Annotated in this window: 9 protein-coding genes and 1 riboswitch; of the genes, 2 read left to right on the plus strand and 7 right to left on the minus strand. The window is 68.8% G+C overall.

The genetic code is table 11. The features are described 5' to 3' along the window. Positions 1-309: 309 nt before the first annotated feature. From OG214_RS16530 to cobN, 7 genes are all read right to left on the minus strand, one after another. Complete coding sequence (locus tag OG214_RS16530; RefSeq protein ID WP_405985150.1) at positions 310-849, minus strand: hypothetical protein; 540 nt, start codon at positions 847-849, stop codon at positions 310-312. A gap of 87 nt (positions 850-936) precedes the next feature. Beyond that, on the minus strand, positions 937-2,922 hold the full coding sequence (locus OG214_RS16535; protein ID WP_405985151.1) for a hypothetical protein: 1,986 nt from the start codon (positions 2,920-2,922) through the stop codon (positions 937-939). Between the two features lie 6 nt (positions 2,923-2,928). Further along, the gene (locus OG214_RS16540) at positions 2,929-4,083 is read right to left on the minus strand and encodes a purine phosphorylase (protein WP_405985152.1); all 1,155 of its coding nucleotides are present in this window, start codon (positions 4,081-4,083) and stop codon (positions 2,929-2,931) included. Positions 4,084-4,086: 3 nt separating this feature from the next. Then, a complete protein-coding gene (locus tag OG214_RS16545) occupies positions 4,087-4,827 on the minus strand; it encodes an NUDIX hydrolase (protein WP_405985153.1) in 741 nt (246 codons plus the stop codon). Between the two features lie 1,267 nt (positions 4,828-6,094). Then, a complete protein-coding gene (locus tag OG214_RS16550; protein WP_405985154.1) occupies positions 6,095-6,547 on the minus strand; it encodes an excalibur calcium-binding domain-containing protein in 453 nt (150 codons plus the stop codon). A 260-nt stretch (positions 6,548-6,807) separates the two neighbouring features. Beyond that, the gene (locus tag OG214_RS16555; protein ID WP_405987524.1) at positions 6,808-9,150 is read right to left on the minus strand and encodes a M4 family metallopeptidase; all 2,343 of its coding nucleotides are present in this window, start codon (positions 9,148-9,150) and stop codon (positions 6,808-6,810) included. A gap of 647 nt (positions 9,151-9,797) precedes the next feature. After that, positions 9,798-13,379 carry a cobaltochelatase subunit CobN gene (gene cobN / locus OG214_RS16560; protein ID WP_405987525.1) on the minus strand — a complete coding sequence of 1,194 codons (3,582 nt, stop codon included), beginning with the start codon at positions 13,377-13,379 and terminating at the stop codon, positions 9,798-9,800. A gap of 372 nt (positions 13,380-13,751) precedes the next feature. Next, a riboswitch (cobalamin riboswitch) is annotated at positions 13,752-13,900 on the minus strand. A gap of 75 nt (positions 13,901-13,975) precedes the next feature. Here cobN and OG214_RS16565 point away from each other — a divergent pair. Then, the gene (locus OG214_RS16565; protein ID WP_405985155.1) at positions 13,976-15,682 is read left to right on the plus strand and encodes a cobalamin biosynthesis protein CobG; all 1,707 of its coding nucleotides are present in this window, start codon (positions 13,976-13,978) and stop codon (positions 15,680-15,682) included. Positions 15,683-15,711: 29 nt separating this feature from the next. Then, entirely contained in the window at positions 15,712-16,338 is a 627-nt protein-coding gene (locus tag OG214_RS16570) for a precorrin-8X methylmutase (protein WP_405987526.1), read from the plus strand. Positions 16,339-16,396: the final 58 nt, after the last annotated feature.

A 16,396-nucleotide genomic window follows, 5' to 3' on the forward strand; every position in this document is an offset into this window, starting at 1 on the left:
CCTTGGCCAGATCTGACTGAATCACGGTGCTGTGTAGGCGATGCTCGCTGGCCGTGGTCTCAGTTGTGGTCTCTTCACCTCCGTCCAGGACCGTTCACAACCCCACCAGCCAACAACCCCGCCGCTGGTCAGAGCGCTCCAGTACACCCCCGAACCCCCAGACGGCGTACGTAGTCGCGCCGCCTCAGCTGGCGGCAGCCGGTACACGGTCCGAGTTACACGACGTGCAGCCCAGCCCCGCGGAGGCGGTTACTCGGCCGTGCCGGTCGGGACGGTGAATCGAACGTGAAGCAGGGCCGCAGAGCGGCACTACCGCTCCGCATAGCGCAGGAACTGCCAGCCCAGTACCGCCAGGGCAACTGTCTGTGCGAGGGAGAAGATCACGAGTAAAGGCTGGACGGCGGAAGAGCACCAGAATGCGGTCACGCAGATCATCGGCAAGGCCAAGTACGTGAACAGATCCACAGCGGTCTGTAGTCGCTTGCGCGTGGTGCGGCTCGCGTCGTCGCGGTGGTAGATCTCCCAGCCGAACACTGCGCCGTGGGCGCCGCTGAGCTCGGCCAACCGCGGTCCCAGCTGGTCGCGGACGTAGCAGCCGACCGCCGAGATCTTCTCGTCGTTGACCAGGTAGGTCCAGCCCAGGACCAGGCAGATCGCGGGGACGGCGAGCAGCAGTTGAGCCTGCCTGCTCTGGACGGTAATCGCCAGGACCGCGGTGGACGCGGCGAGCGTGAAATAGAGCAGGTTGTCACGGAATCCTATCCGGTTTTTCTGCTCCTCCTTGATGCGGTCGTACTCGGCCAGCAGCAGTCTGCTCTCGGTGACGTCTTCTGTGGCGGCCACGGCCATTCCTAAGCTCGGGTCCCGGCTGGGCTGATGAGTGGGCGGGCAGGGCTCCGGTGCTCCGGCCCCTGCCTGCCCTGAAGACCGGAAGACTCAGTCGGCAGCACGGAAGGACGGCAGGTTGTTGGGGTTGTTTCTTTCGATCCAACCTTTTCCGTCCGCCGCGATTCCTTCCAGGAGGCGGAAGGTGTGGATGAAACCAGCCGAATCGAGGTTGATTTCGGCGATTTCCTGGGCGTTTTCATCCGGCGCCAGTTGATGGGTGTCGGCGTCTTTGACACGAATGTTCCTGGCCGGCCCGTTGGTGAGGACGAGCTCCAGGTCGTAGCCGACATGGGTACGTTCCGTGACCTGCACGGAGGACAACGCGTCGAACCGGTAGTTGCTTCGCTGCTCGTTCCCGCGTTTTGCGTCGGTGAAATCGAATTCCATGCTGATTTCACGAACGCCATCCTGCGTGACCAGGAAAAGCCGGAAACTGTAGCGCGAGTATCGCCAAGGACCGCCCTTAACACGCCCTCGCTTGTAGGGGCGTGCGGGTGTCATCAGGATGGTGTGCGTGATCAGGTCACGCCAGGTGAGCTGGTAGTGGCGGAGTGCTTCGTCGACGAACAGCGTCTTGTCGCAGGTGAGCCAGGTCTCCATTTCCAGCTCACTGGGTCGCGTGGTGTCCAGGAACGACTTCCAGTTCTGGTACGCGACTTGCCGTGCGGTCAGCCGCTCTTGATATTCCTGAGTCTCTTCGGCCAGTCGGCGCTCTTCGCTCCTGGCCTCCAGCCACGAGGACACAGCCGCGCGTCCGGACCAGACCGCACCGACTACGGCCAGGATGGCCAGCAGCATCTGCAACGCGCCAGCACCTGAGGCCACTGTCCCGAGCAGGGCCAGAGTCGTGATGCCGAGAGTGATGAGGGCGACCACGCACAGCGCCTTCGCCACCACCGACGTTCGGTTCTGGTGGTGTTGATCGAACAGAGTACTTTTGTTATGGCGGTCTCGCGCATCCTCAGCAAGATAGCGGATCAGCCAGTTGACCCGGTCCACGCTGATTCGGCTCTCACGGTAGAGAAGCGCGATCTCGGCGACGAGGCTCTTGCGGATGTGGACGGTATGACCGAGCCATTCGTGCGGGGATAATCCGTGGGGCACGCGGGTACTGAAGTAGTGGTCGAACGAATGACGGACGCGCTTGGTGAACCCGTCCCCAGTAGAGGCGGGATCGCGCGTGTGCGAAATGTGGGACTCACGGTTCTTAGCCTTCAGCTGATGTCCCTGGTCCCACCATCGGCGGCCGCAGTGAGCCGCAGCCAGGCCTGCACCGAGCGCCACCAGTAACTCGATGACTGCCGCAGCCGGATCCGCGACCAGCGCCAAGATCCAGAGGAATGCAGTAACGACGACGAACAGGCCGGCTCGGACTGGGAGGGCTGCCTGGGCGGCAGCAGCAGTGCCCAGACGGGGCGGCAAAGCTCGTGGCCCAATGGGGTCGGGTTCGAAATAGGCCCAGACCCGTTGGACCCGGTCGTTGCCGAAGCGAGCTGTCTCGGCCCGCTCACGGTTCTCGACCCACAGGCTGTCCTTCAGCCCTCCGGTGAGCACGAGGTCGAGGTGGTGGAGGATAGCGTCACGCTGGTGAGGTGACAGGGCTCGCAACCGCTCCAGTACGCGTCCTGTTTCGCCGTCCGCGGTGCTGAGCATCGCCAGCAGTTCGAAAGCGACGCGCAGAGCGTCTTTCCACTCTCCCTCGGCGTAGGTCCGTACGAGCCCGGAGGCATGGTGCAGCCGCTGGACTTCTTCGGTGCTGAGGTCGTGGTAGGCGCGTGCGCTGAGCATGGCAAGCACCCAGTGGAAACGGACCTCCGCGTTGTCGTGTCCGTGGGCGATCGCGTCACTGATCATGTCGCGAGCACGGCTGGGGATGCCATCCCCCAGGAACCGTACACCGACCTTGTACTTTTCCTGAGGCGATGCATCCGGATGGACGAAGTAAACGTTGGAGTTGTGTACGATCTCGGCCTGGATTCCGACAGTGGAGTCGTATGCGGCCGAATTGTGCGTGAAACTGCTGCCGTCGTTCATGACAAGTCACCCCGCCGCAACAACCAGTGGTGCCAGGCTGGCCACCAGCTCCGGAAACTCTGCGATCAGACCGCGTAACCTCTTGAGTGCCATGGTCGCCCTCTTCGACGATTCGGGAGTGTTCTCTCCTGCTGCCCGGCGGGCAAAGCCCAGCTCCGCCAGTGCCTCTCGATAGGTGTCGTCGTCGAGGGCGCCCTCGACGTGGCAACGCTTCAGGTACTCACGGAAACCGTCCAGTTCCGCGACCAGGTCCGCCGGACTGGTTACCTTCGGGTACGCGTTCAAGTAGACGCTGCTCTCCTTGACTGAGCCGGCCATGATGCCAACGGTGCTGTTATGGGCGGTGTTGCTGACGTGCTCTTTGAGTCCGTCGGCCGTATCGGCCCTGTCTGCCTGGGACATTGCAATCTGCTCCTGTTCTCCCACCAGTTCCACGGCGAGCCGTGTGGCGAATGCCGCCGCGTTCGCCGCGGCTCGTGGTTGCCAGTTACGGTCCTTCGCGCTGCTCTTCGTACCGTCCGCTCGGTCGCTGATTCCCCGGATGATTGCCACCGGTGCCCCGTTGAGATGACCGGCCTGCGCCACACCGGCGGCCTCCATCTCGATCGCGAGCGCGTCGTTGTAGTGCTGCCGGATCCACCGCGCCTCGGCCGAGATCTTCGAGTTCTGTACGACTTCGCCAGCTGCGATGGCACCGAAGCGCACCTGCGGCGCGCGCCCATGACCGGGCATGTCGTCGGCCCAGTCGTTCACGCGCGCCAGATGCGAGCCGAGCTGGCTGATACCGTGCGCCGCCTCCCACACCCGGGGACGGGCCTTGAGTCCGTCGTCCTCGCTGGTCCCGCCGTGGTAGGCGTACACGTGTGTCGCCATCACCACGTCGCCCAGCCTGGCGGTGTCCCACAGGGCACCGGCGACTCCGACGAACAACACGGCCACGGGCGAAAACTCCTGTATCGCGCGCTCAGCGATCACCGCGGCGGAATGATTCCCTTTGTTCGTCAGGCCGAGCACGATACGACACGAAGTGCCCTGCACGGTTCCCATCTCGAACCGCGTCCCACGCTCATGACGGTGCACCTGTGGACCGGCTAGTTTCCGGCGCACGGCCTGGTACTCGAGATTGAGGGCGGTGAGAATCACCACCAGGTCTTTCGACATCTATTACCCTTCCTTTCTTGTGTCCTCTTCCGTCCTGGACGGCACAGGTCGGATCAGTGGTGGGAACAACACCGTCTTTGGCCCGGCCCGGTACAGCCGCGCGGGCCGTCCTCCCGTGGTCCTACGTCCCGAGCCGGCGGGGATGATGAATCCCTTTACGGCCTGGACTTTCCGGTAGAAATTACGGGTGTCGAGTTCGGTGCCCCAAACCGCCTCGTACACCCGCTGCAACTCGACGATGGTGAAGAGTTCTCCGCAGAATGCCGTTGCCAGCGCCGAGAATTCGAGCTTGGTACGCGCGCGTTCGATTCCGTCCGTCACGATTCGGCGGTGATCGAAGGCAAGTTCCACCTCGCCGGACAGGACGTCTTCCGCGGGAACCCACGCAGCATCTTTGGCATCCGTTCCCGCGACCGGTTCGGGGAGTCCCGGTGCGATCGCCAGGTGGGCCACGGAAACGACTCGTCCCCGTGGATCACGGCCCGCGTCCCCGTAGATGGCCAACTGTTCAAGATGTACCCACCCGGTACCCAGAGCGGTTTCCTCACTCAACTCACGGTGGGCGGCGTCAAGGATCTCCTCACCAGCGTGATTGAGGAACCCGCCAGGCACAGCCAGCATGCCCCGAAAAGGATCTTCGCCCCGCTCCACGAGCAGTACACACAGTCGTCCCTCACGCAGCGTCAGGATCACGAGATCAACCGTCAGCAGCACGGGCGGGGGCGACCAGGCTTCAACTTGCATGCTGCTTACGGTACTTCGATTACTGTCACTTTAACAAGAAGGGCGACACGGAGACTCTGACGCTGCATGGCGGAGGCGCTCCGAGTAATCAACTCGTTGTCCGCTCTGCAGCCCGGCGTTGGCCGATCGCGGCCATCTGGTTCGGTGTTGCGTCGAAGTGGCTCGCGAACGGGTACTTGCGTTCCAGGGAAGGCGTGGAAGGCTGCCTGGACTGACGGTCGGGTGGACGGGGGTGTGTCCACGTCGGCGAGGCAGAAGTAGTCGATGCCCTCCCCGCCGCCAGGCGGGACAGGCGACGGTGCATGTCCGGGGTGCCCAGTTGGATGTAGTGGAAGCAGTAGTCGGCGGGGCGGCTCGGGCGGTTGCGATGGCCCAGTGGTGGTGGAGTGTGGAGGCCGGGCCATGTCGGTGGCCGCTCGGAAGCGGTAGTGAGTGGTCTTCTTCAGTTCTTCGATGCCGAGGGATTCCATCTCGTGCATCACTGAGCGGAGCTGGAGGGGGGATGTGCAGGGATTTGCGAGTTATGCGTCTTTCGCGGAAGCGGTGGATTACGTCGCAGGCGTTCTTGCCGGCGGAGTTCGGGGCCGGTTCCAGGGAGGTGGAGGGGGTGCCTTAGACGCCACGAACACGCTCGCGGCCAGCACCTCCCGGTCCCCTCAACGGCGTGCTCCTCCACCCCGCAGATGCTGCGCAGCTGGCGGAACCACCCGCTGGAGCAACTCCCACAGGCCTTCTGGCGCCTACCGTTCGACAGGCGGAATGTTCGTCGAGGCACGTGAGGAAGACCGGCGCAGGAGGCTTCGTCGCCTCCGCCAGGTCATGCCAGCCGCTCCAACTCCCGAGCCCAGCCCACGAGCGAGAGCCTCAGGGCACATCCAGGGCATATGAGCCTGGGAAACGGTGTTGACCCGTGAGAACTAGGGAGTGCTGTTTTCATATGTCAGCACGCGTCCCGCCACAAAACCGCAGGCCAGCAGCCCACTGCTTTCAATCGCTGCACGAGTGGCAGGACTTCTCACATCGGTTGCACGAGGCGGGCCACCAGCCGTACTGCTTGGTCTGGCCCTGACCGCGGCGCAGTTGGGGCTCGCTGACGGACGCTTGGTCCGGTGCTGTCTGCGGGCCCCGATGCGTCTGCTGGCCTTAGGTCAGGGGGAATGTCTTGGGCGCGCCTTGGGGTCCTGCCCGTGGCCGTCGGGAGGATGTCGGCACGCGGCGCCTGTGCCGGGGTCGGTGAGGAGGGGCTTGCTTCTTTGTCCGGGGCGGGTCATTCGCAGCCGGTGCCGTCGCCGTCCCTGTCCAGGTGGCGTCCGTAGCCGGGGTCGCCGGTGTGGATCGGGGCCGCTCCCGCCGCTCGGGCCGCCGTGCAGTTGGCGTAGTACGTGGAGCCGCCTGAGCCGTCTGAGGTATCGGTGCCCTCGTCGTCGGGCGGGGCGGCGGCCGGGGCGACGGTGACGCGGACCGTTTTTGTCTTGGTGACCGTCGGGGCCGGCTTCGCGCTCGCCGTCACTGTGGTGGCGGGGAGGGGCTCGGCGGTGGTGGTCGCCGTCGTCGTGACCGTCATCGAGGGACGGGGCTTCTCGCTCACCGTCTGACCCGTTTTCGTACCGTCGCCGGCCCCGCCGATGGCGATGCCGGCGAACAGCAGGAGCGCGGCGCACGGAAGGAGGACCCGCTTCCGCGTCCAGCCGGGCCTGCTCGGCGCGGGTATGGGCGGCACGTACGGGTTCGGGGCACCGGAAGGGTGGGACGGCTGAGGGGGCTGGCCCCAGGGCGGTTGCTGAGGCGGCTGGTTGTACGACATGCGTCCCCCTGTGGGTGGTTCGAGAGGGACGAACGTATCGGGGGTGCCCGGAGGTGTGGAGGGTATGTGCGCTCTTGGTGACAGATCTGTGACCAAAACGTGCAGGGCGGGAAATGGTCCCGCCGCGCCCTGGTGGTGGGCGCGGCGGGGAAGGTGGGTGTGGTGGGGAAGCAGCGTCAGAAGGTGAGCTTCCAGCTGTCGATGTAGCCCGTGTCGTAGGAGTAGACGTCCTGGACGCGGAGTTTCCAGGTGCCGTTGGCGGGGATCGCGGAGGCGTCGACGGTGTAGGTCTCGTGTACGTCGTCGGCGCTGTCGCTGTTGGAGTTCTTCAGCCGGCGGACCGTGCCGTCGGAGCCGATCAGGTCGATCACCAGGTCACCGCGCCAGGTGTGGACGATGTCGACCGTGACCTGGAGGTCGCTGGGGGCGCCGCCGTCGTGGCCGGTGACGACGAGGGCGGATTCGGCCGGGTCGCCGCCGCCGTCGGGGATGTTCACATTGCCGGGGTTGACGAAGAAGTCGCCGCCGGAGGGGATGACGGTCCAAGGGAAGGTCGCCGTCGTCGAGTTCCCGCCGGAGGTCTTCACGGTGACGGTGGGGGTGAAGTCACCGGCCTCCGTCGGGCTGCCGGAGATCAGACCGGTGGTGGCACCGATCGTCAGACCGCCGGGCAGGCCGGAGGCGGTGTACGTCAGACCGCCCGCCTGGCTGGTCGCCGCGTCGATCTGAAGGGCGGCCGGCTGGCCGACGGCCGCCTCCTGGGCGGGGGGCGGGCTCAGCGTGATGTGGTTGACGAAGCGTTGGCCGACGTTGACGGCCGCCCAGGTGTTGCCGACCGTCTCGTACGCCTCGCTGGACCTGCCGAACAGGTCGGCGGCCGCCTGGAGGGTGGCGACGCGGGCGCCCGCGTAGTCCGTGGTGGAGGTCATGTAGAGGGTCAGCGCCCGGTACCAGACGTTGAAGGCGTTGTGCAGGCCGAGGCCCGGAACCGGCTCGTTGTCGTAGGTGGGGCTGTTGTAGGCGGCGCCGTTGATCGTCTTGCTTCCGCTGCCCTCGGCGAGCAGATAGAAGTAGTGGTTCGCCACACCGGAGGAGAAGTGCGGGTCGAGTCCCTCGGTGGCGGTGGACCAGTAGTCCTGGGAGATGCCGTCCTTGGAGGGCTCGTCCATGTAGCGCAGCGGGGTGCCGTCGCCGTTGATGTCGATCAGTTCGCCGACCTCGTAGTCGGGGACGTCGTTCGGGTTGTTGGCGAAGAACTCGACGGCGGCGGCCATGATGTCGCTCGTCCCCTCGTTCAGACCGCCGGACTCGCCGTTGTAGTAGTACAGGTTGGCGGTGGTGGAGGTGACGCCGTGGGTCATCTCGTGGGCGGCGACATCGAGCGCGGTCAGCGGGTTGACGTTGTCGAAACCGTCGCCGTAGGTCATGCAGAAGCAGTCGTCGTCCCAGAAGGCGTTGACGTACTCGTTGCCGTAGTGGACCCGGGAGTAGCCGCCGACGCCGTCGTTGGCTATGCCGTTGCGGCCGAACTGGTCGTGGTAGAAGTCGAACGTCTTCCGCGCGCCGTAGGCGGCGTCCACGGCCGCGGTCTGGCGGTCGGCCACCGTCCCGTCGCCCCAGATGTCGTCGGCGTCGGTGAAGAGCGTTCCGGTGCCGGACGTGCCGCCGTTGAGGTCGTACGTCCGGTGGTTGCCGCCCTGCGTCTCGGTCAGTTCGTAGACATCGCCGTTGCGGACGCTGCCGACCTGGACCTTGCCGCTGAACTGGCCGTTGCCCACCCCGGCGTGCTTCGTGTCGAACTCCTGGAGCTTCTTGCCGCTGCCGGCGTCGGTCACGACGTGCAGCTCGCTGGGCGTGCCGTCCTCCCGTACACCGTTGACGACGGATTCCCAGGCCAGGGTGGACACGCCGTCCTTCGCCCAGATGACCTGCCGCGGCGCTCCGTCCGGGACGGCCTCGCCGGTCCCCTCGGTCCTCGCGGTGGCCAGGGCCGTCTTCTTCGCCGCCGTGGCCGGAACGGTCGCCTTGGTCGTCGGCACGGATATCGCCGCGTCCGACGCCCAGGTGACGGTCACACCGGGTGCGGTGGCGGAGTCGGTGGCAGGTGCGGATGTGGAGGCGGAGGCGGATGCTGAGCCGGTGGCGGCGCCCGTACGCGCGCCGGCGCGCTCGTGGACCACCAAGTCGCCGCCGAGGACGGGAAGTCCGGCGTAGGTCCGCTCGTAACGGGTGTGCACGGTGCCGTCGGCGTCCTTGACGACGTCCTTCGGCAACAGCTTCTCCTTGCCGCCCAGCTTCAGGGAGCGGGCGGTGACGGCCCCGGCATCGGCCGCCGCCTTGAGCAGCTTCTCCCTCTGCCCGGGGGAGAGCTCGACGGGTCTCGCGCCGAGTCTGGGCTCGTTCACGCTCTGCCGCGACGCGCCGTCCGCGTCGGCCGGGCGGGCCGGCCCGGCAACGGCGCCCGTGGCGGGGAGGACCGATACGAAGAGCGCGGCCACGGTGACGGCCGCGGCCGTCATCACACGCCGACGGTGAGGGGAAGCGGCCATGTCCGTAAGGGAGTTACGAGAGGTGCGGGACGTACGGGACATACGGGGGGTGTGCGTCACTCCTGGTGCTCCTTCTGTCCGGCTTGCTCATGACGGCAGGGAGATGTGCGATGTGGATGTGACGACCGCGCGGTGTGTTGATCGTTTCAGCGGAAGATGTCTTTTGTCAGCAGCGCGAGACAACGTTGTCTCAAAGCACACACGCCGACATGAGGCCGGACGGTGGCCTATGCCGGAGTCACGTGCACCTTTACGCGGCGGCAACACGGAGGTGACATCCGCTTTGGCCATTTCCGTCATGGGCATGGCTAAAACAGATCGCGTCGGCGTGTCCGTCGAACCTCCACGGAATCGCGGCCGCCCCGCGCTACAGTGATCTCGGATCGCGGGTACGAATCCCGCCGTCGGCCCCGTGTCGATGTGATCGAGCCGGCGTGATCGAGCAGCAACGCGCCCCCTCCTCCCGGAGGGGGCGTTTTTGTTGCGTCCTCTTGGGACGGCGTTTTCGTCGCGCCCCGGGGCCGCGGCCAGGTCCCTCGGGCCACCGGCCCCGGCTCCCGGCTCCCAGCCCTCGGCCCACGGTCCCCGGCCCGGCCCCTCGGGATACGGGAAGGCGGTCAGTCCTCCCCGTCCTCCCCGCCCTCCAAGTCACCCTCTGTCTCCAGGAACACCTTCCGCAGCTCGTCCAGCACCGCCGGGTCCGGCTTCGCCCACATACCGCGGGACTCCGCCTCCAGCAGGCGTTCCGCGATGCCGTGGAGGGCCCAGGGGTTGGCCTCCTGGAGGAAGGCGCGGTTCTCCGGGTCCAGGACATAGGTCTCGGTCAGCTTGTCGTACATCCAGTCGGCGACCACGCCCGTCGTCGCGTCGTACCCGAAGAGATAGTCGACGGTCGCGGCGAGCTCGAAGGCGCCCTTGTAGCCGTGGCGGCGCATCGCCTCGATCCAGCGTGGGTTGACCACACGGGCGCGGAAGACACGCGACGTCTCCTCCACCAGCGTGCGCGTACGGACGGTCTCCGGGCGGGTGGAGTCACCGATGTACGCCTCCGGTGCCGTGCCCTTCAGCGCGCGGACCGTGGCGACCATCCCGCCGTGGTACTGGAAGTAGTCGTCGGAGTCCGCGATGTCGTGCTCGCGCGTGTCGGTGTTCTTCGCGGCCACCGCGATGCGCTTGTACGCGGTCTCCATCTCGGCGCGGGCGGGCCGGCCGTCGAGTTCACGGCCGTACGCGTAGCCGCCCCACACCGTGTAGACCTCGGCGAGATCGGCGTCCGTACGCCAGTCGCGGCTGTCGATGAGCTGGAGGATGCCCGCGCCGTACGTACCGGGCCGGGAGCCGAAGATACGGGTGGTGGCCCGGCGCTCGTCACCGTGCGCCGCGAGATCGGCCTGGGCGTGGGCGCGGATGTGGTTGGCCTCGGCGGGCTCGTCCAGCGACGCGGCCAGCCGTACCGCGTCGTCCAGCAGCCCGATCGCGTGCGGGAAGGCGTCACGGAAGAAACCGCTGATGCGGAGGGTGACATCGATACGGGGCCGGCCCAGCTCGTCGGGCGCGATCGGCTCCAGACCGGTGACCCGGCGCGAGGCGTCGTCCCAGACGGGCCTGATCCCCAGGAGCGCGAGGGCCTCGGCGATGTCGTCGCCGGATGTGCGCATCGCGCTCGTACCCCACAGCGAGAGCCCGACCGAGGTCGGCCAGTCGCCGTTGTCGGTGCGGTAGCGCTCCAGGAGGGAGTCGGCGAGGGCCTGTCCGGTCTCCCAGGCGAGCCGGCTCGGGACGGCCTTGGGGTCGACGGAGTAGAAGTTGCGGCCGGTCGGAAGCACGTTGACCAGTCCGCGCAGGGGCGATCCGGACGGGCCCGCCGGTACGAACCCGCCGTTCAGCGCGTGCACCACATGGTCGATCTCGTCCACGGTGCCGGCCAGCCGCGGCACGACCTCACGGGCCGCGAAATCGAGGATGTCCGCGATCTGTTCCGGGTGACCGGCGGAGTAGCTGGGACCAGACCCGTCGTCGACCGCCTGATCGGACGCGTCGTCGACCACCTCGTCGGACGCGTCACCGGCCGCCTGATCGGACGCGTCACCTGACGCGTGGTCTGACGGGTCCCCGGCCACGACGCGCGGCACCGCCGCCGGGTCCCACCCCGCGTCCTCCATCGCCTGGACGAGCGCGCGGGCCCGTCGCTCCGTCTCGTCGGCGTCGGTACGGGTCGCGGCCGACTCGTCCAGGCCCAGCGCCTCGCGCAGCCCGGGGAGGGATGTCGTACCGCCCCAGATCTGGCGGGCGCGCAGGATGGCGAGGACCAGATTGACCCGCGCGTCGCCGGTCGGCGCGCCGCCCAGGACATGCAGTCCGTCGCGGATCTGCGCGTCCTTGACCTCGCACAGCCAGCCGTCGACATGGAGCAGGAAGTCGTCGAACCCGTCGTCGTCCGGCCGGTCTTCGAGGCCGAGGTCGTGATCGAGCTTCGCGGCCTGGATCAGCGTCCAGATCTGCGCGCGGATCGCGGGCAGCTTCGCCGGGTCCATGGCGGAGATCGCCGCGTGCTCGTCGAGCAGCTGCTCCAGGCGCGCGATGTCGCCGTACGACTCGGCGCGCGCCATGGGCGGTACGAGATGGTCCACAAGCGTGGCGTGTACGCGCCGCTTGGCCTGCGTACCCTCGCCCGGGTCGTTGACCAGGAACGGATAGATCAGCGGCAGATCACCCAGCGCGGCATCGGGGGCACAGGCGGCCGAGAGCCCGGCGTTCTTGCCGGGCAGCCACTCCAGATTGCCGTGCTTGCCGAGGTGGATCATGGCGTCGGCGCCGAAGCCGCCGTCCTCGCGGTCGGCCTGGATCCAGCGGTACGCGGCCAGATAGTGGTGCGACGGCGGCAGATCGGGGTCGTGGTAGATCGCGATGGGGTTCTCGCCGAAGCCGCGCGGCGGCTGGATGAGGATCAGCAGATTGCCGCGCCGGAGGGCGGCGAGCACGATGTCACCGTCCGGGTCCCCGCCCGAGGCGGCCCGGCTGCGGTCCACGAACATCTCGCCGGGCGGCGGTCCCCAGTGCTCCTCGACGGACTCCCGCAGCGCGGCGGGGAGTTTCCCGTACCACCGCCGGTAGTCGGCGGCCGGGATACGGACCGGGTTACGGGCGAGCTGCTCCTCGGTGAGCCACTCCTGGTCATGGCCGCCGGCCTCGATGAGCGCGTAGATCAGCTCGTCGCCGTCGCCCGACTCCAGACCGGGGACTTCCTCGTCACCGAAGTCGTAGCCCTCGGCGCGCAGTTCGCGCAGCAGGGCCACGGCGCTGGCGGGGGTGTCCAGGCCGACGGCGTTGCCGATACGGGAGTGCTTGGTCGGGTACGCGGAGAGCACCAGCGCGAGGCGCTTGTCCGCGTTCGGACGGTGGCGCAGTCGGCCGTGGCGTACGGCGATTCCGGCGACACGGGCGGAGCGCTCGGGGTCGGCGACGTAGGCGGGAAGGCCGTCCTCGTCGATCTCCTTGAAGGAGAACGGGACGGTGATGAGCCGGCCGTCGAACTCCGGCACCGCGACCTGCGACGCGGCGTCCAGCGGGGACAGCCCCTCGTCGCTGGACTCCCAGGTGGCGCGGCTGGTGGTGAGGCACAGGGCTTGGAGGATCGGTACGTCGAGCGCGGCCAGGGCGCCCGCGTCCCATGCCTCGTCGTCACCGCCCGCCGAGGCCTCGGCGGGCCGGGTGCCGCCGGCGGCGAGCACGGTGGTGATGATGACGTCGACGCCGCTCAGCGCCTCCAGCAGTGCGGGCTCGGGCGCGCGCAGCGAGGACACGTAGATGGGGACGGCGCGGCCGTCGGCCTCTTCGATGGCGTCGCACAGGGTGTCGACGAAGGCGGTGTTGCCGCTCAGATGGTGCGCGCGGTAGTAGAGCACCGCGACGAGCGGGCGGACCGCGTCCGGGCTGCCCGCGGTGGCGTCACTGCCTGCGGCCTGGCTGCCCGCGGTGGAGTGACTGGCCGCAGTGGCGTGACGCTCGGCTCGGTGCTCTCCCCGGTGCTCGGCCCGGCCCCAGGTGGGCGCCGCGGCCGGCGGCTCGAAGCCGTGGCCGGTCAGCAGGACGGTGTCGGAGAGGAAGCGGGCGAGCTGCTCCAGGTTGGCCGGACCGCCGTGGGCGAGATACGCGTGCGCCTCGGCGGCGATTCCGATGGGGACGGTGGAGGCCTCCATCAACTGGGCGTCCGGGGCCTGTTCGCCGGTCAGGACCACGACGGGCGGACGGCCGGCGAAGGGCGTGCGGGGCGCCGGCCCGTCCGCGTCCCCGTCCCCGTCCCCGTCCGCGTCGGCGCTTCGGTCGGCCGCGCCGTCGCCGAGGAGGAGATCGATCCCGTCCTGCCAGGCGCGCAGTCCGCCGAGGAGCCGTACGACGACAAGGCCGACACCCTCCAGCAGCGCGGGCAGTTCGTCGAGCGCGAGCCGGGCCGGGTTGGCGTACCGGTACGGGACCGGACCGCCCGCCGCACGGGCGCTGAGCAGATCGGTGTCGGACGTCGACAGGAGCAGGATCATGCGGCGTCTGCCTTCCTCGGGGTCCGCGCCCCGGGCGGTAGGGAGGACGGCGGGAGTTCCTGGCTCACCCGGCTGCTGCCGGGCTCACAGTGGCGGGACCGCGCCGGATTCTCACCGGGCTTCCTCCCCTGACGCCGTCGTTGGCGTTGACGGGCACCGGACCCGTCGTCTGCATAGTAGGTGCAGCAGGTCACGGGCGGGGAGGGCGCCTGGGCGGCCAGGATGGGACGCGGAGGTACGTGGGTATGCTCGCCGCCATGCCGCCCACCTCGCCAACGCCCGCCAACCGGGACGAAGCTCCCTCGCGGGCTCCCCTGGGGGCTGTCCCGCGGAAACCCTCGCGGGCTTCCGTTCCGGATCCTGTGCGGGGCCCCGTACGGGAGGCCGGTGACGCCTGTCCCGGAGCGCTGAGGCTGCACGCGGCGGACGACGGACGGCTGGCCCGACTTCGCCTTCCCGGAGGGCTGCTGACATACCGTCAGGTGGAGGTGCTGGCGAGCGCGGCCGAGCGCCTGGGCGACGGACATGTCGACATCACGTCCCGGGGCAATGTGCAGCTCCGGGGGCTGGGTGCGGACGCGAACTGCGGCGCCGAACTGGCGGACCTGCTGTACGAGGCCGGGCTGCTGCCCTCCGAACGGCATGAGCGGGTCCGGAACATCGTCGCCTCACCGCTGGCCGGTCTCGACGGATTCGGGGGCGAGGTCCGGGAAGGCGGCGCACTCGCGAACGGACTCGGGGGCGGACTCGACGGTCGATCCCGTGTCGGGCGACCGCAGTTGTGGGCTCGGGAACTGGACGATCTCCTGTGCGCGAGCGAAGCGGCGACGGCTCTCTCCGGCCGCTTCCTGTTCGCACTGGACGACGGCCGCGGGGATGTGGCTGCCCTCGGCGCGGATGTGACGTTGCTCGCACGGCGCGACGGCACGGCGGTCGTATATACCGGGGCGAACCGGTCGGGTCTCCGTGTGGACGCCGCCGACGCCCCGAGGGCCGCCCTGCTGGCCGCGGAGACGTTTCTCACGGTGGCGGAGGCGGGCGGCTCCGGCGCCTGGCGGGTACGGGAATTGCCGTCCGGCCACGGGTTGGACGTGGCGGTCGCGTCGCGGCTGACGGAGGCGGGCATCGCCGCGGAGTACGTAGCGGATCGCGCGGCAGCCTCGACAACGGACCGCGCAGCGGCTCGCGCAGCGGAAACCCACCCGGGGGACGGGGAGCCTCCGCTTCCGGGTGCGATCCACTCCCCTGACGGCACCGTGGCCCTGTCCGTCCACGCGCCGCTGGGACGGCTGAGCGCGGCCCAGTGGCGGCTGCTGACATCGGCGCGAGTCGTCGCCCAGGGCGGTACGCAACGCGGTACACGAGCCGGTGGGCAAGGCGGTGCGCGGGGCAGCGGGCAAGGCGGTGCGCGGGGCAGCGGGCGACGCGGCGCCGATCCGGCCACCGCGCTGCGCGTCACGCCCTGGCGTGGCGTCATCGTGCCGGGGCTGGAGCCCGCCGCCGCCGACGACCTGCTGAAACGTCTCCGCATCGCCGGACTGATCACCGACCGCGACTCCCCCTGGTACGGCGTCGGCGCCTGCACCGGCCGGCCCGGCTGCGCGAAGGCGCTCGCGGACGTACGCGCGGACGCGACCGAAGCGCTGCGGCGCCCGGCGGCCGGCCACGACGCGCTGCCGGTCTACTGGTCGGGCTGTGACCGCCGCTGCGGCCATCCCCAAGGAGCCCGGGTGGATGTGGTCGCGACAACCGGGGGCGGCTACCGCGTCTCCGTACGCGGGGCATCCCCGACAGCGGCGGTGACAGCGACAGAGACGGACGCGGGAGCAACGAACGCGACAGCGACCGAAGCAGCCACAGTGACCGGGACAGCCACGGCCACGGCCACGGTGACGGTGACCGCGCCAGGACCGGAACTCGCCGACGCGGTGGCGACGGCACGCATAACCACAGTGACGAGATGAGCGAGACCACAGTGCCCAACGAGCCCACGGTGTTCGACTACGAGAAGGACGGCGCGGCGATCTACCGCCAGTCCTTCGCCACGATCCGCGCCGAGGCGGACCTCGCCGGGCTGCCCGCCGATGTCTCCCAGGTCGCGGTCCGGATGATCCACGCCTGCGGCATGGTCGACCTGGTGCGCGATCTGGCCTTCACCCCCGGCGTCGTGGCCCGCGCCCGTGAGGCCCTCCGCGCGGGCGCGCCGGTCCTGTGCGATGTGGCGATGGTCGCCAGCGGCGTCACCCGTAAACGGCTGCCCGCGGCCAATGAGGTGATCTGCACCTTGTCCGACCCGTCCGTCCCCGCGCTCGCCGCCGAGCTGGGGACCACGCGCAGCGCCGCCGCCCTGGAGCTGTGGCGCGACCGGATGGAGGGCGCGGTGGTGGCCGTCGGGAACGCTCCGACCGCCCTCTTCCGCTTGCTGGAGATGATCGAGGCGGGCGCCCCCCGCCCGGCGGCGGTCATCGGCGTACCGGTCGGTTTCATCGGCGCGGCCGAATCCAAGGACGCGCTCGCCGGGCATTCCGCCGGACTTGAACACCTGGTCGTACGCGGACGGCGCGGCGGCAGCGCCCTCGCGGCGGCGGCCATCAACGCGATCGCGAGCGAGGAAGAGTGAACGCGAACAGCACGGCGTCGTCCGGTACGGTCGCCAGCGGCACCGGCACCGGCACCGC

This window comes from Streptomyces sp. NBC_00872, assembly GCF_045161915.1.
In the GTDB taxonomy this organism is placed as follows: domain Bacteria; phylum Actinomycetota; class Actinomycetes; order Streptomycetales; family Streptomycetaceae; genus Streptomyces.